This window comes from Pantoea sp. M_9 (genome assembly GCF_008631385.1).
Lineage (GTDB): Bacteria > Pseudomonadota > Gammaproteobacteria > Enterobacterales > Enterobacteriaceae > Pantoea > Pantoea eucrina.
Window position 1 is genome coordinate 829,223 of record NZ_VWUF01000001.1, and the last position, 16,809, is coordinate 846,031.

A 16,809-nucleotide genomic window follows, 5' to 3' on the forward strand; every position below is an offset into this window, starting at 1 on the left:
CGGACGACCCGCGCCGTCCGCCGCTGTGTCAGAGTACGCGGCCCAGCGCCTGACGCAGATGCGCGCCGGCCCCCAGCAGGCCGGGCTGATCGTGCGTGATCATATACACCGGAATATCGACCAGATAGTCGCGGAAACGTCCCTTATCTTCAAACGCCGCGCGAAAACCGGAGGCTTTGAAAAAGTCGAGGAAGCGCGGCACGATGCCGCCCGCAATATAAACGCCACCAAAGGTGCCGAGGTTCAGCGCCAGGTTGCCGCCAAAGCGTCCCATGATCACGCAGAACAGCGTCAGCGCGCGGCGGCAGTCGATACAGGTATCCTGCAGCGCCCGCTCGGTCACATCTTTTGGCTTGAGGTTTTGCGGCTCGCGCGCGTCAGATTTCACAATCGCGCGGTAAAGGTTGACCAGTCCCGCTCCTGACAGCACGCGCTCGGCAGAAACGTGGCCCATCTCCGCACGCAGCACTTCGAGGATCTGATCTTCCTCTTCGCTGTTTGGCGCGAAATCGACGTGGCCGCCCTCACCCGGCAGACTGACCCAGCGCTGATTGACGTGCACCAGATGGCTGACGCCCAGTCCGGTGCCCGCGCCGTAGATAGCGATCGGCTTATCTTTAACCGGCGCTTTGCCACCAAACTGGATCACTTCGTTTTCCGTCAGCATCGGGATCGCCATAGAGACGGCGGTGAAATCGTTGATAATTTCCAGCGTGCTGAAGCCCAGATTCTGTTTCATCTGGCGCGTTGAGAATGCCCAGTCGTGGTTGGTCATCTCGACCCAGTCTTCGGTGATCGGACAGGCGATAGCGATACAGCCATCAGTCACTGCCTGCTGCTGTTCCGCCAGATAGAAACGGATAACGGCTTCAAGATTGTCGTAGTCTGATGTGGAGAATGTTTTGGCGTGTGAGATGGCGCCGGTCTCTACCTCACACAGCGCGAGACGAGCGTTAGTACCGCCCACATCGCCGACCAGGGCGTATTTTGTCATTCTTCTGCTGCTCCGCTTGGGTCATAAATAGTGGCAAACACTATAGAAGCCTGCCAATAAAACAACAACGCCCGCCGGTGAGGCGGACGCTGTTAATCCAGTGTGATGCACAGCCTGGCGATTGTCAGGCCATCTGTATAGAGGCAACTTTCTTAAACTGCACCACTATTACGCTGATGCAGGGCGGCGGTAACTTTGCGCAGCAGCGGCGGCAGATCCTGTTTTTCCATCACCACTTCAATCAGCGACAAACGCGCGGTTTTGCTGACCACCGCCATCGCCGCCTCCAGCTGCGCGGTTTCGCTGACCCGCCAGCTCTGCGCCGCCCCTTCCAGGCTCATCGCCTGCGGCAGTGCGGTCCAGTTCCAGCGCGCAATGTCATTATAACGCTGTTCCGGACCGTGAATGGCGCGCTCTACGGTATAGCCGTCGTTATTGATCAGGAAAATAACCGGACGCTGCGCGTCGCGCTGCATGGAGCCCAGCTCCTGAATAGTCAGCTGTGCTGAGCCATCGCCAATGATCAGGATCACCCGGCTGTCGGGCCGCGCCGTCTGCGCACCAAACGCCGCGGGCAGCGTATAGCCAATCGAGCCCCACAGCGGCTGTACCAGCAGCTGCGCCCCCTCCGGCAGCTGCAGGGCCGCTGCGCCAAATGCCGCCGTGCCCTGATCGGCAAGGATAATATCACCCGGCAGCAGGAAGTGCTGCATTGCCTGCCAGAATGCCTGCTGAGTGATTATCCCTGCAGCAATCTGATGATTTTCCTCGCACTGCATGCTCTCTCCGGTCGGCCAGCGCAGGCAGTAACGCTGATAAACCGGCTGCAGCGCCGCCAGCGCCGCCCTCATCGGCAGCGCAAAGTGTTCGCCCGCCACGCAGCTGTGAAACGGCTGAATATCGATGACGCGTTCAGAGGAGAGCTGCTGGGTGAAGCCAGCGGTCAGCGTGTCGGTAAAGCGTACGCCCGCGCACAGCGTCACATCCGCGGCCTCAATCGCTTCGCGAATAGCCATGCTGCTGCCCGCCGCCGCGTAAGTGCCGACAAAACCGGGCTGCTGTTCATTGAGTACGCCTTTACCCATCAGCAGCGTCGCTGCCGGAATCGCGCGCAGCTCACGCAGTCCGGCCAGCTGTGCAGCTGCCCCCCAGCGTGCGGCGAGAAAATCAGCCAGCAGCGCCACGCGCTGTGCCGGTGCCAGCAGATGCTCAGCCGCCGCCGCAAAGGCTGCTGTGGCATCTGCGTTTTCACTGTGCGGCTCAGCACGTGCTGACGGCGGGGTTATCGCTGCCGCGGCCACGTCCACCGCCAGCAACAGGTAGCCCGGCCGATGCTCATGCAGCGCGGTGCTTATCACGCGATCGATCTCCGCCGCAGCGTTCTCTGCGGTAAGCACCGCTGTCGCGGCGTTGACCTCCTGCGCCATACGCAGAAAATGGTGAAAATCGCCGTCACCCAGCGAATGGTGCACGCACTCCCTCTGCTGCTGCACCCTCAGCGCCGGCGCACCGACAATCTGGATCACCGGCACATACTCGGCATAGCTGCCGGCGATGCCGTTAATCGCGCTCAGCTCGCCCACGCCAAAGGTGGTCAGCAGCGCTGCCGCGCCCTGACAGCGACCATAGCCGTCAGCCGCGTAGGCGGCGTTAAGCTCGTTGGCACAGCCGACCCAGGCGATCGCCGGATGTGCGATCACGCTGTCGAGGAACTGCAGATTGTAGTCGCCCGGCACGCCAAACAGGTGACGGATGCCCGCCTCATCCAGCCGCTGTAACAGATAGTCGCTTACGGTGAATCTCTTCATCAGATGCTCCTTCCAGGGGGAATGTTCTGGAGTATCAGCGATGGGTTTGAAATGAAGCGACTTTTTAACCGCGATTGCGCCAGGCTTAATGGCAAGCATTCGTTACGACATGATATCTCTCTGCAGAATGGGATCTTTCACGCTTTTTAGCGCAGTGTAAACGCATACACTAACCGGCCGGAATGCTCATTTCTATTGCAGGATAACCTTAAGCTATGCCTCTCTTTCCTCATCCCGATCGTTATCAGCAGATGCACTATCGCCGCAGTGGCCAGAGCGGGCTTAAACTGCCCGCTATTTCACTGGGGCTCTGGCACAACTTTGGCGACGCGACGCGCGTCGATACCAGCCGCGACCTGCTGCGCCACGCCTTTAACTGCGGTATCACCCATTTCGATCTGGCCAATAACTATGGTCCGCCGCCCGGTTCCGCAGAGAGCAACTTCGGTCGTATTTTACGGGAAGATTTCTCCGGCCTGCGCGATGAGCTGGTGATCTCCACCAAAGCGGGATACACCATGTGGGATGGTCCCTATGGTGACTGGGGGTCGCGTAAATACCTGATCGCCAGTCTCGATCAGAGCCTGAAACGGATGGGGCTGGAGTATGTGGATATCTTTTATCACCATCGTCCCGATCCGCATACGCCGCTGGAAGAGACGATGCGCGCGCTCGATCACTGCGTGCGTCAGGGTAAAGCGCTCTATGTTGCGCTCTCCAACTATCCGGCCGATCAGGCCGCACGCGCTATAGCGCTGCTGCGTGAGCTCGGCACGCCCTGTCTGATTCACCAGCCGCGCTATTCGCTGTTTGAACGCGGCCCGGAACAGGGCCTGCTGGATGTGCTGGGCGAACAGGGAACCGGCTGCATCGCCTTTTCACCGCTGGCAGGCGGCATACTGACCGATCGCTATTTAGCGGGCATCCCGCAGGATTCGCGTGCTGCCAGCGGCAGTAAATTCCTGAATGAGGACCAGCTTACCGCAGAGAAAATGGAAAAAGTGCGGCAGCTGCAGATGCTGGCGCAGCAGCGCGGGCAGAAGCTGGCGCAGATGGCGCTGAGCTGGGTGTTACGCGATCCGCGCATCACTTCAGTGCTGATTGGCGCCAGCAAAATCGCGCAGATCGACGACGCGGTAGCGATGCTGAGCCAGCCGGCGCTGACCGCTGAAGAGCTGCAGGCGATCGATCAGATCCTGATGTAACCGCTCTCTTTTACGGCAGCAGGCGGGGTTAACCGACCGCATATTCTGCTGCCGTCGTGCTTTTTCAGACTAAATCTCAAGGCTAAGCTGGTCCGATGTGGCACACTGGTCTGACGATAGCAGTGATAAGCTGTCGCAAGGAGATAACATGAAATCTGCACTTTTCGTTGCCGTTTTGCTGGCAACATTATCGCCGCTGGTGCCACACACAGCCCATGCTACCAGCGCTACCATCGATCTTGCCCCCGGCGTCAGTTTACAGCTGGGAGAACGCGACCGTCGCGGCTATTACTGGGATGGCGGGAACTGGCGCGAACCGCGCTGGTGGAACGACCGCTACCAGTATAATGAACATCGCTGGTGGCGCCATGAAGAGTGGAAGCGTCATAAGGCGTGGGAACGCGACCGCGAACATGAACGACGCCGGCATGAGCGGGAACGCTGGCGCGAACAGGATCGCCATCATGAACGGGAACGTCGCGCGCACTGGCGACACGATGGCCCGCCACATCATCATGACCACCATCACTGAACCCCCTCCCGGCGCTATCGCGCCGGTTTTTACGCTACCAGCCGAGCGCCTCACCCACCAGTAAATAGATATTCAGCGCCACGACCAACATCACAATCAGGCGGCCGGTGTTCTGCATCAGGCGGGAGTTGACCAGTTCATCACCCATCAGCTCACGATTTCCGGTAAACGCCAGCAGCGGGATCAGCGCCAGCGCGATACCAAAACTCAGCAGCACCTGACTCATCACCAGAATGCGCGTCGGGTCCCAGCCAGCCCAGATAACAATAAATGAGGGCAGCATGGTAATCACCCGCCGGACCCACAGCGGAATATGAAACCGGATAAAACCCTGCATCACCACCTGCCCCGCCAGGGTGCCGACCACCGTAGAGGAGAGTCCGGCCGCCACCAGGCTCAGTCCAAATACAATCGCTGCAGCCTGTCCAAGCAGCGGCTCCAGCGTCAGGTATGCCTGATCCAGATCGACAATGGAGGTATGTCCGCTGAAGTGAAACGCTGCCGCCGCCGTGGCCATCATGGCCAGGTTCACGAAACCGGCGATGGTCATCGCGATCGCCACATCCAGCTTGGTGGAGGAGTAGCGTTCGGCTTTGGTGCCTTTATTACCGTGCTGAGTCAGCGCCGAGTGCAGATAGATAACGTGCGGCATAATGGTGGCGCCCAGTACGCCGGCTGCCAGAAATACCGCATCAGACCCTGGTAACGAAGGCAGGGCCATCCCGGTAACGAGCTGGCTGACGCTGGGCTGGGAGAAAAAGAGCTCAACGATATAGGCCGCTGCAACAAACAGCAGCAGGCCACCAATCACCCGCTCCAGCGGTTTCTGTCCGCGGCTTTGCAGCATCAGGATCAAAAAGGTCGCAATGCCGGTCAGCACGGCGCCCTGCAGCAGTGAGATGCCCAGCAACAGCTTAAAGCCCAGCGCAGCACCGATAAACTCTGCCAGGTCGGTCGCCATCGCGATGATTTCGGCCTGCACCCAGTAGAACCAGACGGCGGGACGCGGGAAACGGTCGCGTATGTGCTCCGCCAGGTTTTTACCGGTTGCGATCCCCAGTTTGGCTGACATCAGCTGGATCAGCATCGCCATGACGTTTGCCCAGACCACTACCCACAGAAGCTTATAGCCATAGGCGGCTCCTGCCTGGATGTTGGTGGCAAAGTTACCCGGATCGATATAACCGATAGCGGCGATAAACGCAGGCCCCAGCAGGGCGAGCTTGAGTTTTCTGGCTCCGCGGGCGGCGCGCTCTGCGGTGCGGCTTTCTGACATAGTGTGATCCTGTCCTGACGCGTGTAGACCCCACTGAGTTTAGGGAGCCTTACAGGCGAGTGAAATCTGGTTATATTTATCGCAGTAATAGATAGTGCTATAAAGTATAGCCAATGCTATACATCAACGCAAAGATCGGCCTCTGACAAAGCATAGAACGGTTTTACTCTACGCCCGGAACAAATTATAAACAATCTCTGTGTGGATAAATTGTGTGAGCGGTTTGTTACGGTGATGTGAGCAGGCAGAGTTATCCGCAAAAAATTGCGATACTGAATACTTATAATGCGGGTTTGATCTCGTTTTTAAGTAACGTGTTACATAGAATACGCAGCAAAATACAACCCTCCTCAAATTTGGAGCCGATATGTCCCATATTTTGCATTTCCTTTTAGCACTGGTGGTCGTCGGCGTGCTGGCCCTGCTGGTCAGTCACGACCGTAAAAGTATTCGCTTTCGCTATATCGCACAGCTTTTAGTGATTGAACTCCTGCTGGCGTGGTTTTTCCTGACCTCTGAAGCCGGACTGGGCTTTGTTAAGGGCTTTGCCAGCATGTTTGATTACCTGCTGAAATATGCAGGCGAAGGCACCAATTTTGTGTTTGGCGGCATGAACGAAAAGGGGCTCGCCTTCTTCTTCCTTAATGTTTTATGCCCTATCGTCTTTATTTCCGCGCTGATCGGTATTTTGCAGCATTTCCGCATTCTGCCGTGGATCATCCGCGGTATCGGAACCGTGCTGTCAAAAGTCAACGGCATGGGCAAACTGGAGTCTTTTAACGCCGTCAGTTCTCTGATTCTGGGACAGTCAGAAAATTTCATCGCGTATAAAGATATTCTCGGCAAAATGTCGCAGCGTCGTATGTACACCATGGCGGCTACCGCTATGTCGACCGTATCGATGTCCATTGTGGGCGCCTACATGACCATGCTGCAGCCAAAGTATGTGGTTGCCGCACTGGTGCTGAATATGTTCAGTACCTTTATCGTTCTGTCGCTGATCAACCCGTATCGCGTAGAGAACGAAGAAGATCTGCAGCTGCAGGATCTGCATAAAGGTCAGAGCTTCTTTGAGATGCTGGGTGAATATATTCTTGCCGGTTTTAAAGTGGCGATTATCGTTGCGGCTATGCTGATTGGCTTTATTGCCCTGATCTCCGGTCTGAATGCGCTGTTTGACCTGATTTTTGGCATCAGCTTCCAGGGCGTGCTGGGCTATGTATTCTATCCGTTTGCCTGGGTGATGGGTGTTCCGGCGCATGAAGCGCTGCAGGTAGGCAGTATCATGGCCACCAAACTGGTCTCTAACGAGTTTGTGGCAATGATGGATCTGCAGAAAGTTGCAGGCCAGCTGTCACCTAACGCAGAGGGTATTCTTTCGGTGTTCCTGGTATCGTTCGCTAACTTTTCATCCATCGGGATTGTGGCTGGCGCGATTAAAGGACTGCATGAAGAACAGGGCAATGTGGTATCACGCTTTGGCTTGAAACTGCTCTACGGTTCAACGCTGGTCAGCGTGCTCTCAGCTGCCATTGCCGGTCTGGTTCTCGCTTTCTGATTATCAGGGCGGGCTTCGGCTCGCCCTGCTCTCCTGCTCAGCCGATACGCCTTCCGCACCACGCTTCCCGCTTTTCTCTGCGCTTTCTGCACATCACTGATTTTCACCAACGGAATAGCTGCCGCTATAAAGCGTGCGTTGCAGGGTGCAGAACTGACAGAAGAAGGTCATTCAGAAAGAGAAGATTTATCGCAGTAACGGAAAGATATTCAGAGCAACAACGAAGATTTGGTGGAGATAAGCGGGATCGAACCGCTGACCTCTTGCATGCCATGCAAGCGCTCTCCCAGCTGAGCTATACCCCCACATCTGGAATCATTCTTTCGGTTCAAACCGTTGGGAGCGGTTTGGTGGAGCTAAGCGGGATCGAACCGCTGACCTCTTGCATGCCATGCAAGCGCTCTCCCAGCTGAGCTATAGCCCCGTACCGAAAAAACTGCCGGGCAGACCCGACGGACGGCATAATATGAAACCGCCCTGAGTGTGTCAACGGCAAATTCTCGTTCTGTGTGCAATCGCTGAAAAAGACGGCAAACCCGTGTTGTAGTGATCTTTTTTTCGCCATTTATGCCCTCCCGCTGCTGCTGGCGACCAAAAAGCAGCACGCTGGCGGGTTAAATTCAGGTTAAAGATGTTAGCGCCAGGCTTGTTTTCGTTAATGGTCCGTGTAAAACTTCGCACGCTAATTAACCGGTTGACCTGCCAGGGTTAGCTCCTTAATAACCGGTAAAAATCATCCCATTGTTTAATAAAAGAAAAAGAGAATTATGTCGCTACATACTCCCAAAGAGATCGCCCAGCTGGCGATTCAGGCTGGCGTGGCTAAAAGCCGCCTGCCCGTTTCAACCTTATTAATCCTTGGCTTTATGGCCGGTGCCTTTATCGCTACCGGCTTCCTGCTTGATCTGCACGTCATTAACCAGCTGCCTGCTGAATGGGGCTCATTCTCCAGCTTCCTGGGCGCTGCCGTATTCCCGGTTGGCCTGATCCTGACCGTGCTGGCTGGCGGTGAGCTGCTGACGGGCAATATGATGACGCTGCCGGTGGCGTGGTTTGCCCGCCGTATCAGCGCCCTGAGCGTCCTGCGTAACTGGTTCTGGGTTACGGTTGCGAACTTTATGGGTAGCGTCGCCGTCGCCTGGTTCTTTGGGCATATGCTGGGCATGACGGAAGGTGACTACCTGAAAAAAACCGTTGCGATTGCGCACGCTAAAGTCAGCGCCGATTTCCTGCATGCCTTTATCTCTGGCGTGGGCTGTAACTGGCTGGTCTGCCTGGCAGTATGGCTGGCGTTTGCCAGTAAAGATATGGTGGGCAAGATCATGGGGATGTGGTTCCCGGTAATGGCGTTCGTGGCCATTGGTTTCCAGCACGTCGTGGCGAACATGTTTATTGTGCCGGCGGCTATCTTTGCGGGTCAGATGAGCTGGGCCGAGTTTGCGCCTAACGTTATTGCCGTATTCCTTGGCAACGCCGTAGGGGGAGCTATCTTCGTTGGTCTGACCTATTTCCTGGCCTTCCGTCCTGAGCAGGCAGTTGCACGCGAAGCGTCGTAATCTATTAATGTCTTTTATTGGTCGTAAAAAGCATTTTCTGTCCGGATTACTTTTCCCAGTAACGTTTTGTTGTAATATGTAGAGCTAATGTATTCAACAGGGACAGCATCGTGAAAAAGGAATGGCTAACCCCCGAAGAGCTCGCGCTTGAAACGGGCTACAGTCGGCAGACGGTGAACAAATGGATCAAACGCGAAAACTGGACCACCACGCCTAAGCCCGGTGTACAGGGCGGCAAAGCGCGTTTGATCCATATCGATGAGCGGGTGAAGAGCTTTATTCAGTCCACCCGCCATGCGAGTGAACCGGCAGCGAATTACGCCGCTCAGCAGAATACGTTACCTGCGTTATTAATAAATTCTGTCCAGCAAATGACGCAGACAGAACAGGACCAGCTCGCCGCCCTTTTACTACGTGAAGGGATCCGCGGTGTTCTGGAAAGGCTGGGTATTCAGGATGCATAAAAAAGCCGGAGGCGATTGCTTCCGGCTTTTTTGTTATGCCTGATAACGCTCCCGCAGCGAGCGAGAGCGGTAAGCTATCAGGCGTTAGCTTCGCGCTCAGCAATAAATGCCAGCGCTTTATCAATCCGCGCGACGCTGCGGCTGCGGCCAATCGCTTCCACGGTCACATCCAGCGCCGGCGACTGCCCTGCTCCGGTAACGGCAACACGCAGCGGCATGCCCACTTTCCCCATACCCAGCTCAAGTTCATCCGCCGCGCTCTGAATCGCATGGTGAATCTGCTCTGCATTCCAGTCGCTGTCGCTCAGCGCAGCCAGCTTGTCACGCACCCGCTCCAGCGGCTGACGCGCAACCGGACGCAGGTGCTTCTTCGCGGCATCCGCATCAAAAGCGTCAAACTCTTCATAGAAGTAGCGGCAGGAAGCGGCAATCTCCACCAGCGTTTTGCAGCGGTCGCCCAGCAGCGTCACCAGTTTTGCCAGTTCAGGCCCGGTGCGGGTATCGATCTGCTGCTGTTCAATGTGCCACTGCAGATGCGTCGCCACATACTCTGGCGGCAGCGTAGTAATATAGTGGTGATTCAGCCACTGCAGTTTTTCAGTGTTGAAAGCGCTGGCTGATTTGCTGACCGCATCCAGCGTAAACAGCGATTTCATCTCAGGAATGCTGAAGATCTCCTGATCGCCATGAGACCAGCCCAGACGAACCAGATAATTCAGCAGCGCCTCCGGCAGATAGCCATCGTCACGATACTGCATCACGCCTACCGCGCCATGACGCTTGGAGAGTTTTTTACCATCATCACCGAGGATCATGGAGACGTGCGCATAGACAGGAACCTGCGCGCCAATCGCTTTCAGGATGTTGATCTGACGCGGTGTGTTATTGATGTGATCTTCACCACGGATAACGTGCGTGATCCCCATGTCCCAGTCATCCACCACCACACAGAAGTTGTAGGTCGGTGAACCATCAGTACGACGAATGATCAGGTCGTCCAGCTCCTGATTGCTGAATTCAATCGGGCCGCGGATCTGATCGTCAAAAATGACAGAGCCATCCTGCGGATTGCGGAAACGGACCACGCAAGGCTCATCAGCGGCGTGATGTTCATGGCTGTCGCGGCAGCGACCGTCATAGCGTGGCTTTTCACCATTAGCCATCTGCTCTTCACGCAGTGCATCAAGTCGCTCGCGGGAGCAGTAGCACCTGTAGGCGGTGCCCGCTTCCAGCATCTCATCAATGACGTCGTTGTAGCGGTCAAAACGTTTGGTCTGATAGTAAGGACCTTCATCCCAGTCAAGGCTCAGCCAGTTCATACCATCCATAATGGCTTCGATCGCTTCCGGCGTGGAGCGCTCCAGGTCAGTGTCCTCAATACGCAGGACAAACTCGCCTTCGTAATGACGTGCAAAAAGCCAGGAGTAAAGCGCGGTGCGGGCGCCTCCAACGTGCAGATAGCCGGTCGGGCTGGGGGCGAAGCGGGTTTTAATTTTCATTCAGCATTGCCTTAGATGCGCAGGTTTTCCTGTCTGGATGACAAAAAAACGGGTTAACGCGAAAAAACAGTGCGCACATTCTAGCAGGTGGAGATGATTCCTCAATCACTCTCACCGTTGCTACCGCAGCGCAAACGGCTTTTTCTGCTAATAAAACCAGCACATTGGCTAAAACCCCCGCAGGGTGACTATTTTTAAAGCGAACAAACATTTTAATTTTAAAAAGCGTTGACTCACTTCGAAGGATCCCTATAATGCGACTCCACACAGCGGGGGTGATTAGCTCAGTTGGTAGAGCATCTCCCTTACAAGGAGGGGGTCGGCGGTTCGAACCCGTCATCACCCACCACTCTCAAGGTGGCCCGCAGTGAACAGGTAGTAAGAGATAAGATATGGGTGATTAGCTCAGTTGGTAGAGCATCTCCCTTACAAGGAGGGGGTCGGCGGTTCGAACCCGTCATCACCCACCATATCTTAGCCATGCAGCCTGTTAAAGAAGTACCGAAGTGGGTGATTAGCTCAGTTGGTAGAGCATCTCCCTTACAAGGAGGGGGTCGGCGGTTCGAACCCGTCATCACCCACCACTTCGGGTCGTTAGCTCAGTTGGTAGAGCAGTTGACTTTTAATCAATTGGTCGCAGGTTCGAATCCTGCACGACCCACCAAATTCAGAAAAAAGCGCCCTATGGGCGCTTTTTTTGTTTCTTTCGGGTGGCATTAACATCCAGGACGGCATTAATGCCGCCCCTACAAACAAACCGCTCTGCTCGCACCTGTAAGGGCCGCATTTATGCGGCCCTGGTTTATGCGATCTACCCGGCCCAGGGCGGCATTAATGCCGCCCCTACGGTTTCATGATACGTAGGGGCCGCATTTATGCGGCCCTGGTTTATGCGCTCTACCCGTCCCTGGGCGGCATTAATGCCGCCCCTACGGTTTTAAGATACGTAGGGGTCGCATTTATGCGGCCCTGGTTTATGCGATATACCCGCCCCTGGGCGGCATTAATGCCGCCCCTACGGTTTACATAGCTTCGGACACATCTGTAGGGGCCGCATTTATGCGGCCCTGGTTTACGCGATCTACCCGACCCTGGGCGGCATCAATGCCGCCCCTACGGTTTACATAGCTTCGGACACATCTGTAGGGGCCGCATTTATGCGGCCCCTAAATAAGCGCGGCCCTCAACATTCGGGCTGCACGCCTGAAGCCTTTACTTCTGCTGCCGATAACCTTCAGAGTTAATGGCAAGGAGAAAATGATGACGACAATATCAGGTATCAGCACTATCGGGGCCGGGGGCAGCAGCGGAGGCGGGGCAGCCTCCGAGATTGCCGCTATTAATAAACAGATCGCCGCGATTACCAGCCAGCTCAAATCTCTGGCGGACGATCATACGCTGACGCAGGAGCAAAAATCAGAACAGCAGCAGATGCTCGAGAGCCAGATCCAGATGCTCTATGCACAGATTGCTCAGATTCAGCAGCGCGAAGCGGAAAAGGCAGAACAGCAGCAGCAGACTGAGCAGCCGGTGAGCGCCCGGGCCGATGGCATTAACCGGCCAACGCCAGACAATCAGCTCGACGTCTATATCTAAAACGCCGGATAGAGTGAACGAGTCTGCGTCAGCAGTTCAGCCTGCTGACGCACTTCCTGCCAGACCGCCTCCGCAGCGGGCGTAAGCGAACGGTTTTTACGTTTGATCAGCATCAGACTGCGGTTCATCTCCGGATAAAGCCGGCGTACCACCAGCTTGCGTCCCGAAGGCAGCGGCAGCGCCAGCGCCGGCAAAATGCTGATGCCGATGCCCGCTTCCACCATCGGATAGAGGGTGGCCGGATGACCAATCTCCTGTACCACGTTCACACTGATAGCGAGCTGCTGCAGTATCGCGTCCACCAGCATGCGGCTGCCTGAGGCGTAGTCCTGCAGTACCATATTACGATCTGTCAGCATCGCCCAGGTAACGCTCTCGGTTTGCGCCAGCGCATCATTCTGGTGACAGAGCAGCAGGAAAGGCTCCTGCAGGATCTCTTCGGCATCAAACTCTGCGTCACCCAGCGGGCCAATCACAATCCCGAAATCAACTTCCGCATTACGCACGCTGTGCAACACGGCCTGCTGCACCCTGTCGTGCAGGATCACGCGGATATCGGGATAGTGCTGCTGCGTGCTGGCCAGACATTGCGGCATCAGATGCGCAGAGGGCGTCTGACTTGCCGCCACCCGTACGGTGCCGCTGCGCTGCTCGCCGTAACTGCGCACATCCAGCAACGTGGTATTCAGCTCTTCCAGCAGGCGCGTCAGCCGGGTTGCCAGCTGCTGCCCGGCTCCGGTCAGTAATACTTCACGCGTCGTGCGATCCAGCAGGCGCACGCCTATTTCCGCCTCCAGCTCTTTCACGCTATGGCTTACCGCCGACTGGCTTAACCCTATCAGCTGCCCCGCCTGGCTAAAGCTTCCCTGTCGGCCAACAGCAACAAAAGTACGCAGCTGGCGTAACGTATAATTCATCGATTCTGCTCATAGATTAATGCAATAAATCAATTTTATTTCTAAACGCGCTTAGCGCACAATCTCTGCAAGACTTTTTCTTTTAACCGGACGTTAACAATGGGCTTTTTACGACTCGATCCAATGATGATCAAACTCATCATTACCGTGCTGCTGGCCAGCTTTCTGCCGGCACGCGGCGGTTTTGTCGACTTTTTTGAATACCTCACCACTGCCGCTATTGCCCTGCTCTTCTTTATGCACGGGGCCAAACTGTCGCGCGAGAAGATTATTGCCGGCAGCAGCCACTGGCGTCTGCATCTGTGGATTATGTGCAGCACGTTTGTGATTTTTCCGGCGCTCGGGCTGCTGCTGGTCTGGTGGCACCCGGTTAACGTCGGACCTGAAATCTATACCGGCTTCCTCTACCTCTGTATTTTGCCTGCCACTGTACAATCTTCTATCGCCTTTACCTCTATGGCAGGCGGGAATGTTGCGGCGGCGGTCTGCGCTGCGTCCGCCTCCAGCCTGCTGGGCGTGTTTATTTCCCCTCTGCTGGTCAATCTGGTGATGAACGTGCACAGTGCGGCACCGGGTAACGGTCTGGAGCAGATTGGTAAGATTGTGATGCAGCTGCTGGTGCCATTTGTTATCGGTCATCTCTCCCGCCGCTGGATCGGCGGCTGGGTGGAAAAGCATCGCAGCCTGATTGGCAAAACCGATCAAACCTCGATTCTGCTGGTTGTCTATTCAGCCTTCAGTGAAGCGGTGGTAAATGGCATCTGGCATCGCGTTGGCGTCGATACCCTGCTATGGATTCTGGCAGGCAGCCTGCTGCTGCTGCTGATTGCGCTGGCAATCAATATCGGTGCCTCACGGCTGTTTGGTTTCAGCCGGGCTGATGAGATTGTGGTACTGTTCTGCGGTTCAAAAAAGAGCCTGGCGAACGGCGTGCCGATGGCTAATATTCTTTTCCCGGCCAGTGCGGTGGGCATTATTGTGCTGCCGCTGATGATCTTTCATCAGGTACAGCTGATGATCTGCTCGTTCATTGCCCAGCGCTATAAAGCAGGTAATGAAAAGCGGCTGGCGCAGCAGCCAGAAGTGCAGAAGTCATAAAAAACGGCCCGCGCAAGCGGGCTTTTTTATTGCGGGGGGCGCCTGAGCGGTGCGATCAGCCCCTGCAGCCCCTCAATTTTAATCGCCAGCGTCAGCTGCATCAGCTCACCCAGCGTACCCGCCGGAAACGCATTTTTGCGCGCAAACCAGAGCAGGTACTCTTCCGGCAGATCGATCAGCAGCCGGCCCTGATATTTACCAAACGGCATCACCGTGCTGGCGATAGCCAGCAGCTGCTGTTTATCCATGTTATGCGTCCAGCAGGCGGATCATCTCCGCTTCGTCAATAACCGGAATACCCAGCTCCTGCGCCTTCGCCAGCTTGGAGCCCGCCGCTTCGCCGGCGATCAGCAGATCGGTTTTCTTTGATACGCTGCCGCTGACTTTGGCGCCCAGCGCGGCAAGACGCGCTTTTGCATCATCGCGATTCATCTGCGACAGAGAGCCGGTAAGTACCACCGTTTTGCCGGCAAAGGGACTGTCGATCTCTTCTGCTTTGATCACCGCGACGGCAGGCCAGTGAATGCCGATCTCTTCTGTCAGCTCGCGGATCACCTCACGATTGCTCTCTTCTTCCATAAAATTGCGGACGTGAGCGGCAACAACCTTACCCACATCCGGCACGGCAATCAGCGCATCGAGATCGGCATCCATCACCCGCTCCAGCTCGCCAAAGTGACGGGCGAGGTTAGCTGCCGTCGCTTCACCCACCTCGCGGATCCCCAGCGCATACAGGAACCGCGGCAGCGTCGTCAGTTTAGCTTTTTCGAGTGCGGCCACCACGTTTTGTGCCGATTTCGGTCCCATGCGATCCAGTCCGGTCAGTTTACCGACCGTCAGGCGAAACAGATCGGCTGGCGTTTTTACATACTCTTTCTCAACCAGCTGATCGATAATTTTATCTCCCATGCCATCCACATCCATGGCGCGACGCGAGACAAAATGCTTAAGCGCCTCTTTGCGCTGGGCGCCGCAGATCAGCCCTCCGGTACAGCGTGTCACCGCTTCACCCTCTACCCGCTCCACGTCAGAGCCACACACCGGGCAGTGCTGCGGAAACACAATTTCGCGTGCGTCAGCCGGCCGGTCAGACTCCACCACGCTGACCACCTGCGGGATCACGTCACCAGCGCGGCGAATCGCTACGCGGTCGCCGATACGCAGGCCGAGACGGGCGATCTCATCGGCGTTGTGCAGGGTGGCATTACTTACTATGACGCCTGCGACCTGCACCGGTTCGAGACGCGCTACCGGCGTAATGGCGCCGGTGCGTCCGACCTGAAACTCAACGTCGCGCACCACGGTCAGCTGCTCCTGTGCCGGAAATTTGAAGGCGATCGCCCAGCGCGGCGCGCGCGCCACAAAACCGAGCCGCTCCTGCAGCGCCTGTGAATCGACTTTGATTACCACGCCGTCGATATCAAACCCGAGCGCAGGCCGCTCCTGCTCGATATGATGATAAAACGCCAGCGCTTCATCAGCGGTATGAACCCGTTTTATCCGCTCACTGACCGGCAACCCCCAGGCTTTAAACTGCTGCAGGCGTTCCCAGTGGCTGGCCGGGATCTCGCCACCCTCCAGCAGGCCAAAACCGTAGCAGAAAAAGGTCAGCGGGCGTCTGGCGGTAATGCGGGGATCGAGCTGACGCAGTGAGCCGGCTGCCGCATTACGCGGATTCGCAAAGACTTTGCCACCGGTACGCCGCGCTTCTTCATTGAGCTTTTCAAACCCGCTTTCAGTCATAAACACTTCACCGCGCACTTCCAGCCGCGCCGGAATATTGTCGCCCTGCAGCCGCAGCGGGATCGCCCGGACGGTGCGCACGTTAGCGGTAATATTTTCGCCGGTTGTGCCGTCGCCGCGGGTGGCGGCCCGCACCAGTAAGCCGTTTTCATACAGCAGGCTGACCGCCAGACCATCAAGTTTGAGTTCACAGCAGTAGGTCAGCTCATCGCTGCTCTTGAGCCGATCCTGTACGCGTTTGTTAAAGGCGCGGAACCCTGCCTCATCAAAGGTATTATCCAGCGACAGCATCGGCACTTCATGCCGCACCTGCTCAAAAGCGGTCAGCGGCGCCGCGCCGACCCGCTGCGTAGGTGAATCGGGCGTAATCAGATCGGGATGCGCACGCTCCAGCTCGCGCAGCTGATTCATCAGCCGGTCATATTCAGCATCCGGGACTTCCGGCGCATCCATCACGTGGTAGAGATACTCATGATGACGCAGCGTGGTACTGAGCGCTGCGATCTGCTCCTGAACTGATTTCATAGCGTTTATCCGATAAAAAACCCCCGGCTGGCGGGGGT

At 56.3% G+C, this 16,809-nt stretch carries 14 protein-coding genes and 6 tRNA genes; 11 read left to right on the forward strand and 9 right to left on the reverse strand.

The window, feature by feature from the left end; translation table 11 throughout:
* Window positions 1-28: 28 nt before the first annotated feature.
* A complete protein-coding gene (glk, locus tag F3I15_RS03755; RefSeq protein ID WP_039379409.1) occupies window positions 29-994 on the reverse strand; it encodes a glucokinase in 966 nt (321 codons plus the stop codon).
* Between the two features lie 152 nt (window positions 995-1,146).
* Window positions 1,147-2,802: an alpha-keto acid decarboxylase family protein gene (locus tag F3I15_RS03760; RefSeq protein ID WP_150016593.1), complete on the reverse strand. Its 1,656-nt coding sequence runs from the start codon at window positions 2,800-2,802 to the stop codon at window positions 1,147-1,149.
* A 215-nt stretch (window positions 2,803-3,017) separates the two neighbouring features.
* Between F3I15_RS03760 and mgrA the strand changes: the two genes are divergently transcribed.
* Both mgrA and F3I15_RS03770 read left to right on the forward strand, forming a co-directional pair.
* Window positions 3,018-4,007 (forward strand): L-glyceraldehyde 3-phosphate reductase, encoded by a 990-nt coding sequence (gene mgrA, locus F3I15_RS03765; protein ID WP_150016594.1) that lies wholly within the window; start codon window positions 3,018-3,020, stop codon window positions 4,005-4,007.
* Between the two features lie 148 nt (window positions 4,008-4,155).
* Window positions 4,156-4,539 (forward strand): DUF2502 domain-containing protein, encoded by a 384-nt coding sequence (locus tag F3I15_RS03770; RefSeq protein WP_150016595.1) that lies wholly within the window; start codon window positions 4,156-4,158, stop codon window positions 4,537-4,539.
* 34 nt (window positions 4,540-4,573) lie between these two features.
* On the opposite strand, the gene F3I15_RS03775 is transcribed toward F3I15_RS03770, so the two are convergent.
* Window positions 4,574-5,815, reverse strand: coding sequence for an Nramp family divalent metal transporter (locus tag F3I15_RS03775; RefSeq protein ID WP_039379417.1), 1,242 nt, complete (start codon window positions 5,813-5,815; stop codon window positions 4,574-4,576).
* Between the two features lie 367 nt (window positions 5,816-6,182).
* On the opposite strand from F3I15_RS03775, the gene F3I15_RS03780 reads away from it, so the two are divergent.
* Complete coding sequence (locus F3I15_RS03780; RefSeq protein WP_039379419.1) at window positions 6,183-7,373, forward strand: NupC/NupG family nucleoside CNT transporter; 1,191 nt, start codon at window positions 6,183-6,185, stop codon at window positions 7,371-7,373.
* A 229-nt stretch (window positions 7,374-7,602) separates the two neighbouring features.
* On the opposite strand, the gene F3I15_RS03785 is transcribed toward F3I15_RS03780, so the two are convergent.
* Both F3I15_RS03785 and F3I15_RS03790 read right to left on the reverse strand, forming a co-directional pair.
* A tRNA-Ala gene (locus F3I15_RS03785) sits at window positions 7,603-7,678 on the reverse strand.
* 43 nt (window positions 7,679-7,721) lie between these two features.
* Window positions 7,722-7,797: transfer RNA gene (locus F3I15_RS03790), tRNA-Ala, on the reverse strand.
* A gap of 343 nt (window positions 7,798-8,140) precedes the next feature.
* On the opposite strand from F3I15_RS03790, the gene F3I15_RS03795 reads away from it, so the two are divergent.
* Together F3I15_RS03795 and F3I15_RS03800 are read left to right on the forward strand one after the other, a co-directional pair.
* Window positions 8,141-8,929 (forward strand): formate/nitrite transporter family protein, encoded by a 789-nt coding sequence (locus F3I15_RS03795; protein ID WP_150016596.1) that lies wholly within the window; start codon window positions 8,141-8,143, stop codon window positions 8,927-8,929.
* Window positions 8,930-9,039: 110 nt separating this feature from the next.
* A complete protein-coding gene (locus F3I15_RS03800) occupies window positions 9,040-9,393 on the forward strand; it encodes a YfeC-like transcriptional regulator (RefSeq protein ID WP_039379424.1) in 354 nt (117 codons plus the stop codon).
* 77 nt (window positions 9,394-9,470) lie between these two features.
* On the opposite strand, the gene gltX is transcribed toward F3I15_RS03800, so the two are convergent.
* Complete coding sequence (gltX, locus tag F3I15_RS03805) at window positions 9,471-10,892, reverse strand: glutamate--tRNA ligase (RefSeq protein ID WP_071668079.1); 1,422 nt, start codon at window positions 10,890-10,892, stop codon at window positions 9,471-9,473.
* 273 nt (window positions 10,893-11,165) lie between these two features.
* On the opposite strand from gltX, the gene F3I15_RS03810 reads away from it, so the two are divergent.
* From F3I15_RS03810 to F3I15_RS03830, 5 genes are all read left to right on the forward strand, one after another.
* A tRNA-Val gene (locus tag F3I15_RS03810) sits at window positions 11,166-11,241 on the forward strand.
* Between the two features lie 45 nt (window positions 11,242-11,286).
* A tRNA-Val gene (locus tag F3I15_RS03815) sits at window positions 11,287-11,362 on the forward strand.
* Window positions 11,363-11,400: 38 nt separating this feature from the next.
* Window positions 11,401-11,476, forward strand: a tRNA-Val gene (locus F3I15_RS03820).
* A gap of 4 nt (window positions 11,477-11,480) precedes the next feature.
* A tRNA-Lys gene (locus F3I15_RS03825) sits at window positions 11,481-11,556 on the forward strand.
* A 596-nt stretch (window positions 11,557-12,152) separates the two neighbouring features.
* Window positions 12,153-12,488 carry a FlxA-like family protein gene (locus tag F3I15_RS03830; RefSeq protein WP_150016643.1) on the forward strand — a complete coding sequence of 112 codons (336 nt, stop codon included), beginning with the start codon at window positions 12,153-12,155 and terminating at the stop codon, window positions 12,486-12,488.
* Here F3I15_RS03830 and F3I15_RS03835 read toward each other — a convergent pair.
* On the reverse strand, window positions 12,485-13,405 hold the full coding sequence (locus tag F3I15_RS03835) for a LysR family transcriptional regulator (RefSeq protein ID WP_150016597.1): 921 nt from the start codon (window positions 13,403-13,405) through the stop codon (window positions 12,485-12,487). The two genes, F3I15_RS03830 and F3I15_RS03835, sit on opposite strands and share 4 nt — an antisense overlap.
* A gap of 99 nt (window positions 13,406-13,504) precedes the next feature.
* On the opposite strand from F3I15_RS03835, the gene F3I15_RS03840 reads away from it, so the two are divergent.
* On the forward strand, window positions 13,505-14,503 hold the full coding sequence (locus tag F3I15_RS03840; RefSeq protein ID WP_150016598.1) for a bile acid:sodium symporter family protein: 999 nt from the start codon (window positions 13,505-13,507) through the stop codon (window positions 14,501-14,503).
* Between the two features lie 26 nt (window positions 14,504-14,529).
* On the opposite strand, the gene F3I15_RS03845 is transcribed toward F3I15_RS03840, so the two are convergent.
* Window positions 14,530-14,751, reverse strand: a complete 222-nt coding sequence (locus F3I15_RS03845; protein ID WP_150016599.1) for a DUF3820 family protein — start codon at window positions 14,749-14,751, stop codon at window positions 14,530-14,532.
* A 1-nt stretch (window position 14,752) separates the two neighbouring features.
* Window positions 14,753-16,771 carry an NAD-dependent DNA ligase LigA gene (gene ligA / locus F3I15_RS03850; protein WP_150016600.1) on the reverse strand — a complete coding sequence of 673 codons (2,019 nt, stop codon included), beginning with the start codon at window positions 16,769-16,771 and terminating at the stop codon, window positions 14,753-14,755.
* Between the last annotated feature and the right edge of the window lie 38 nt (window positions 16,772-16,809).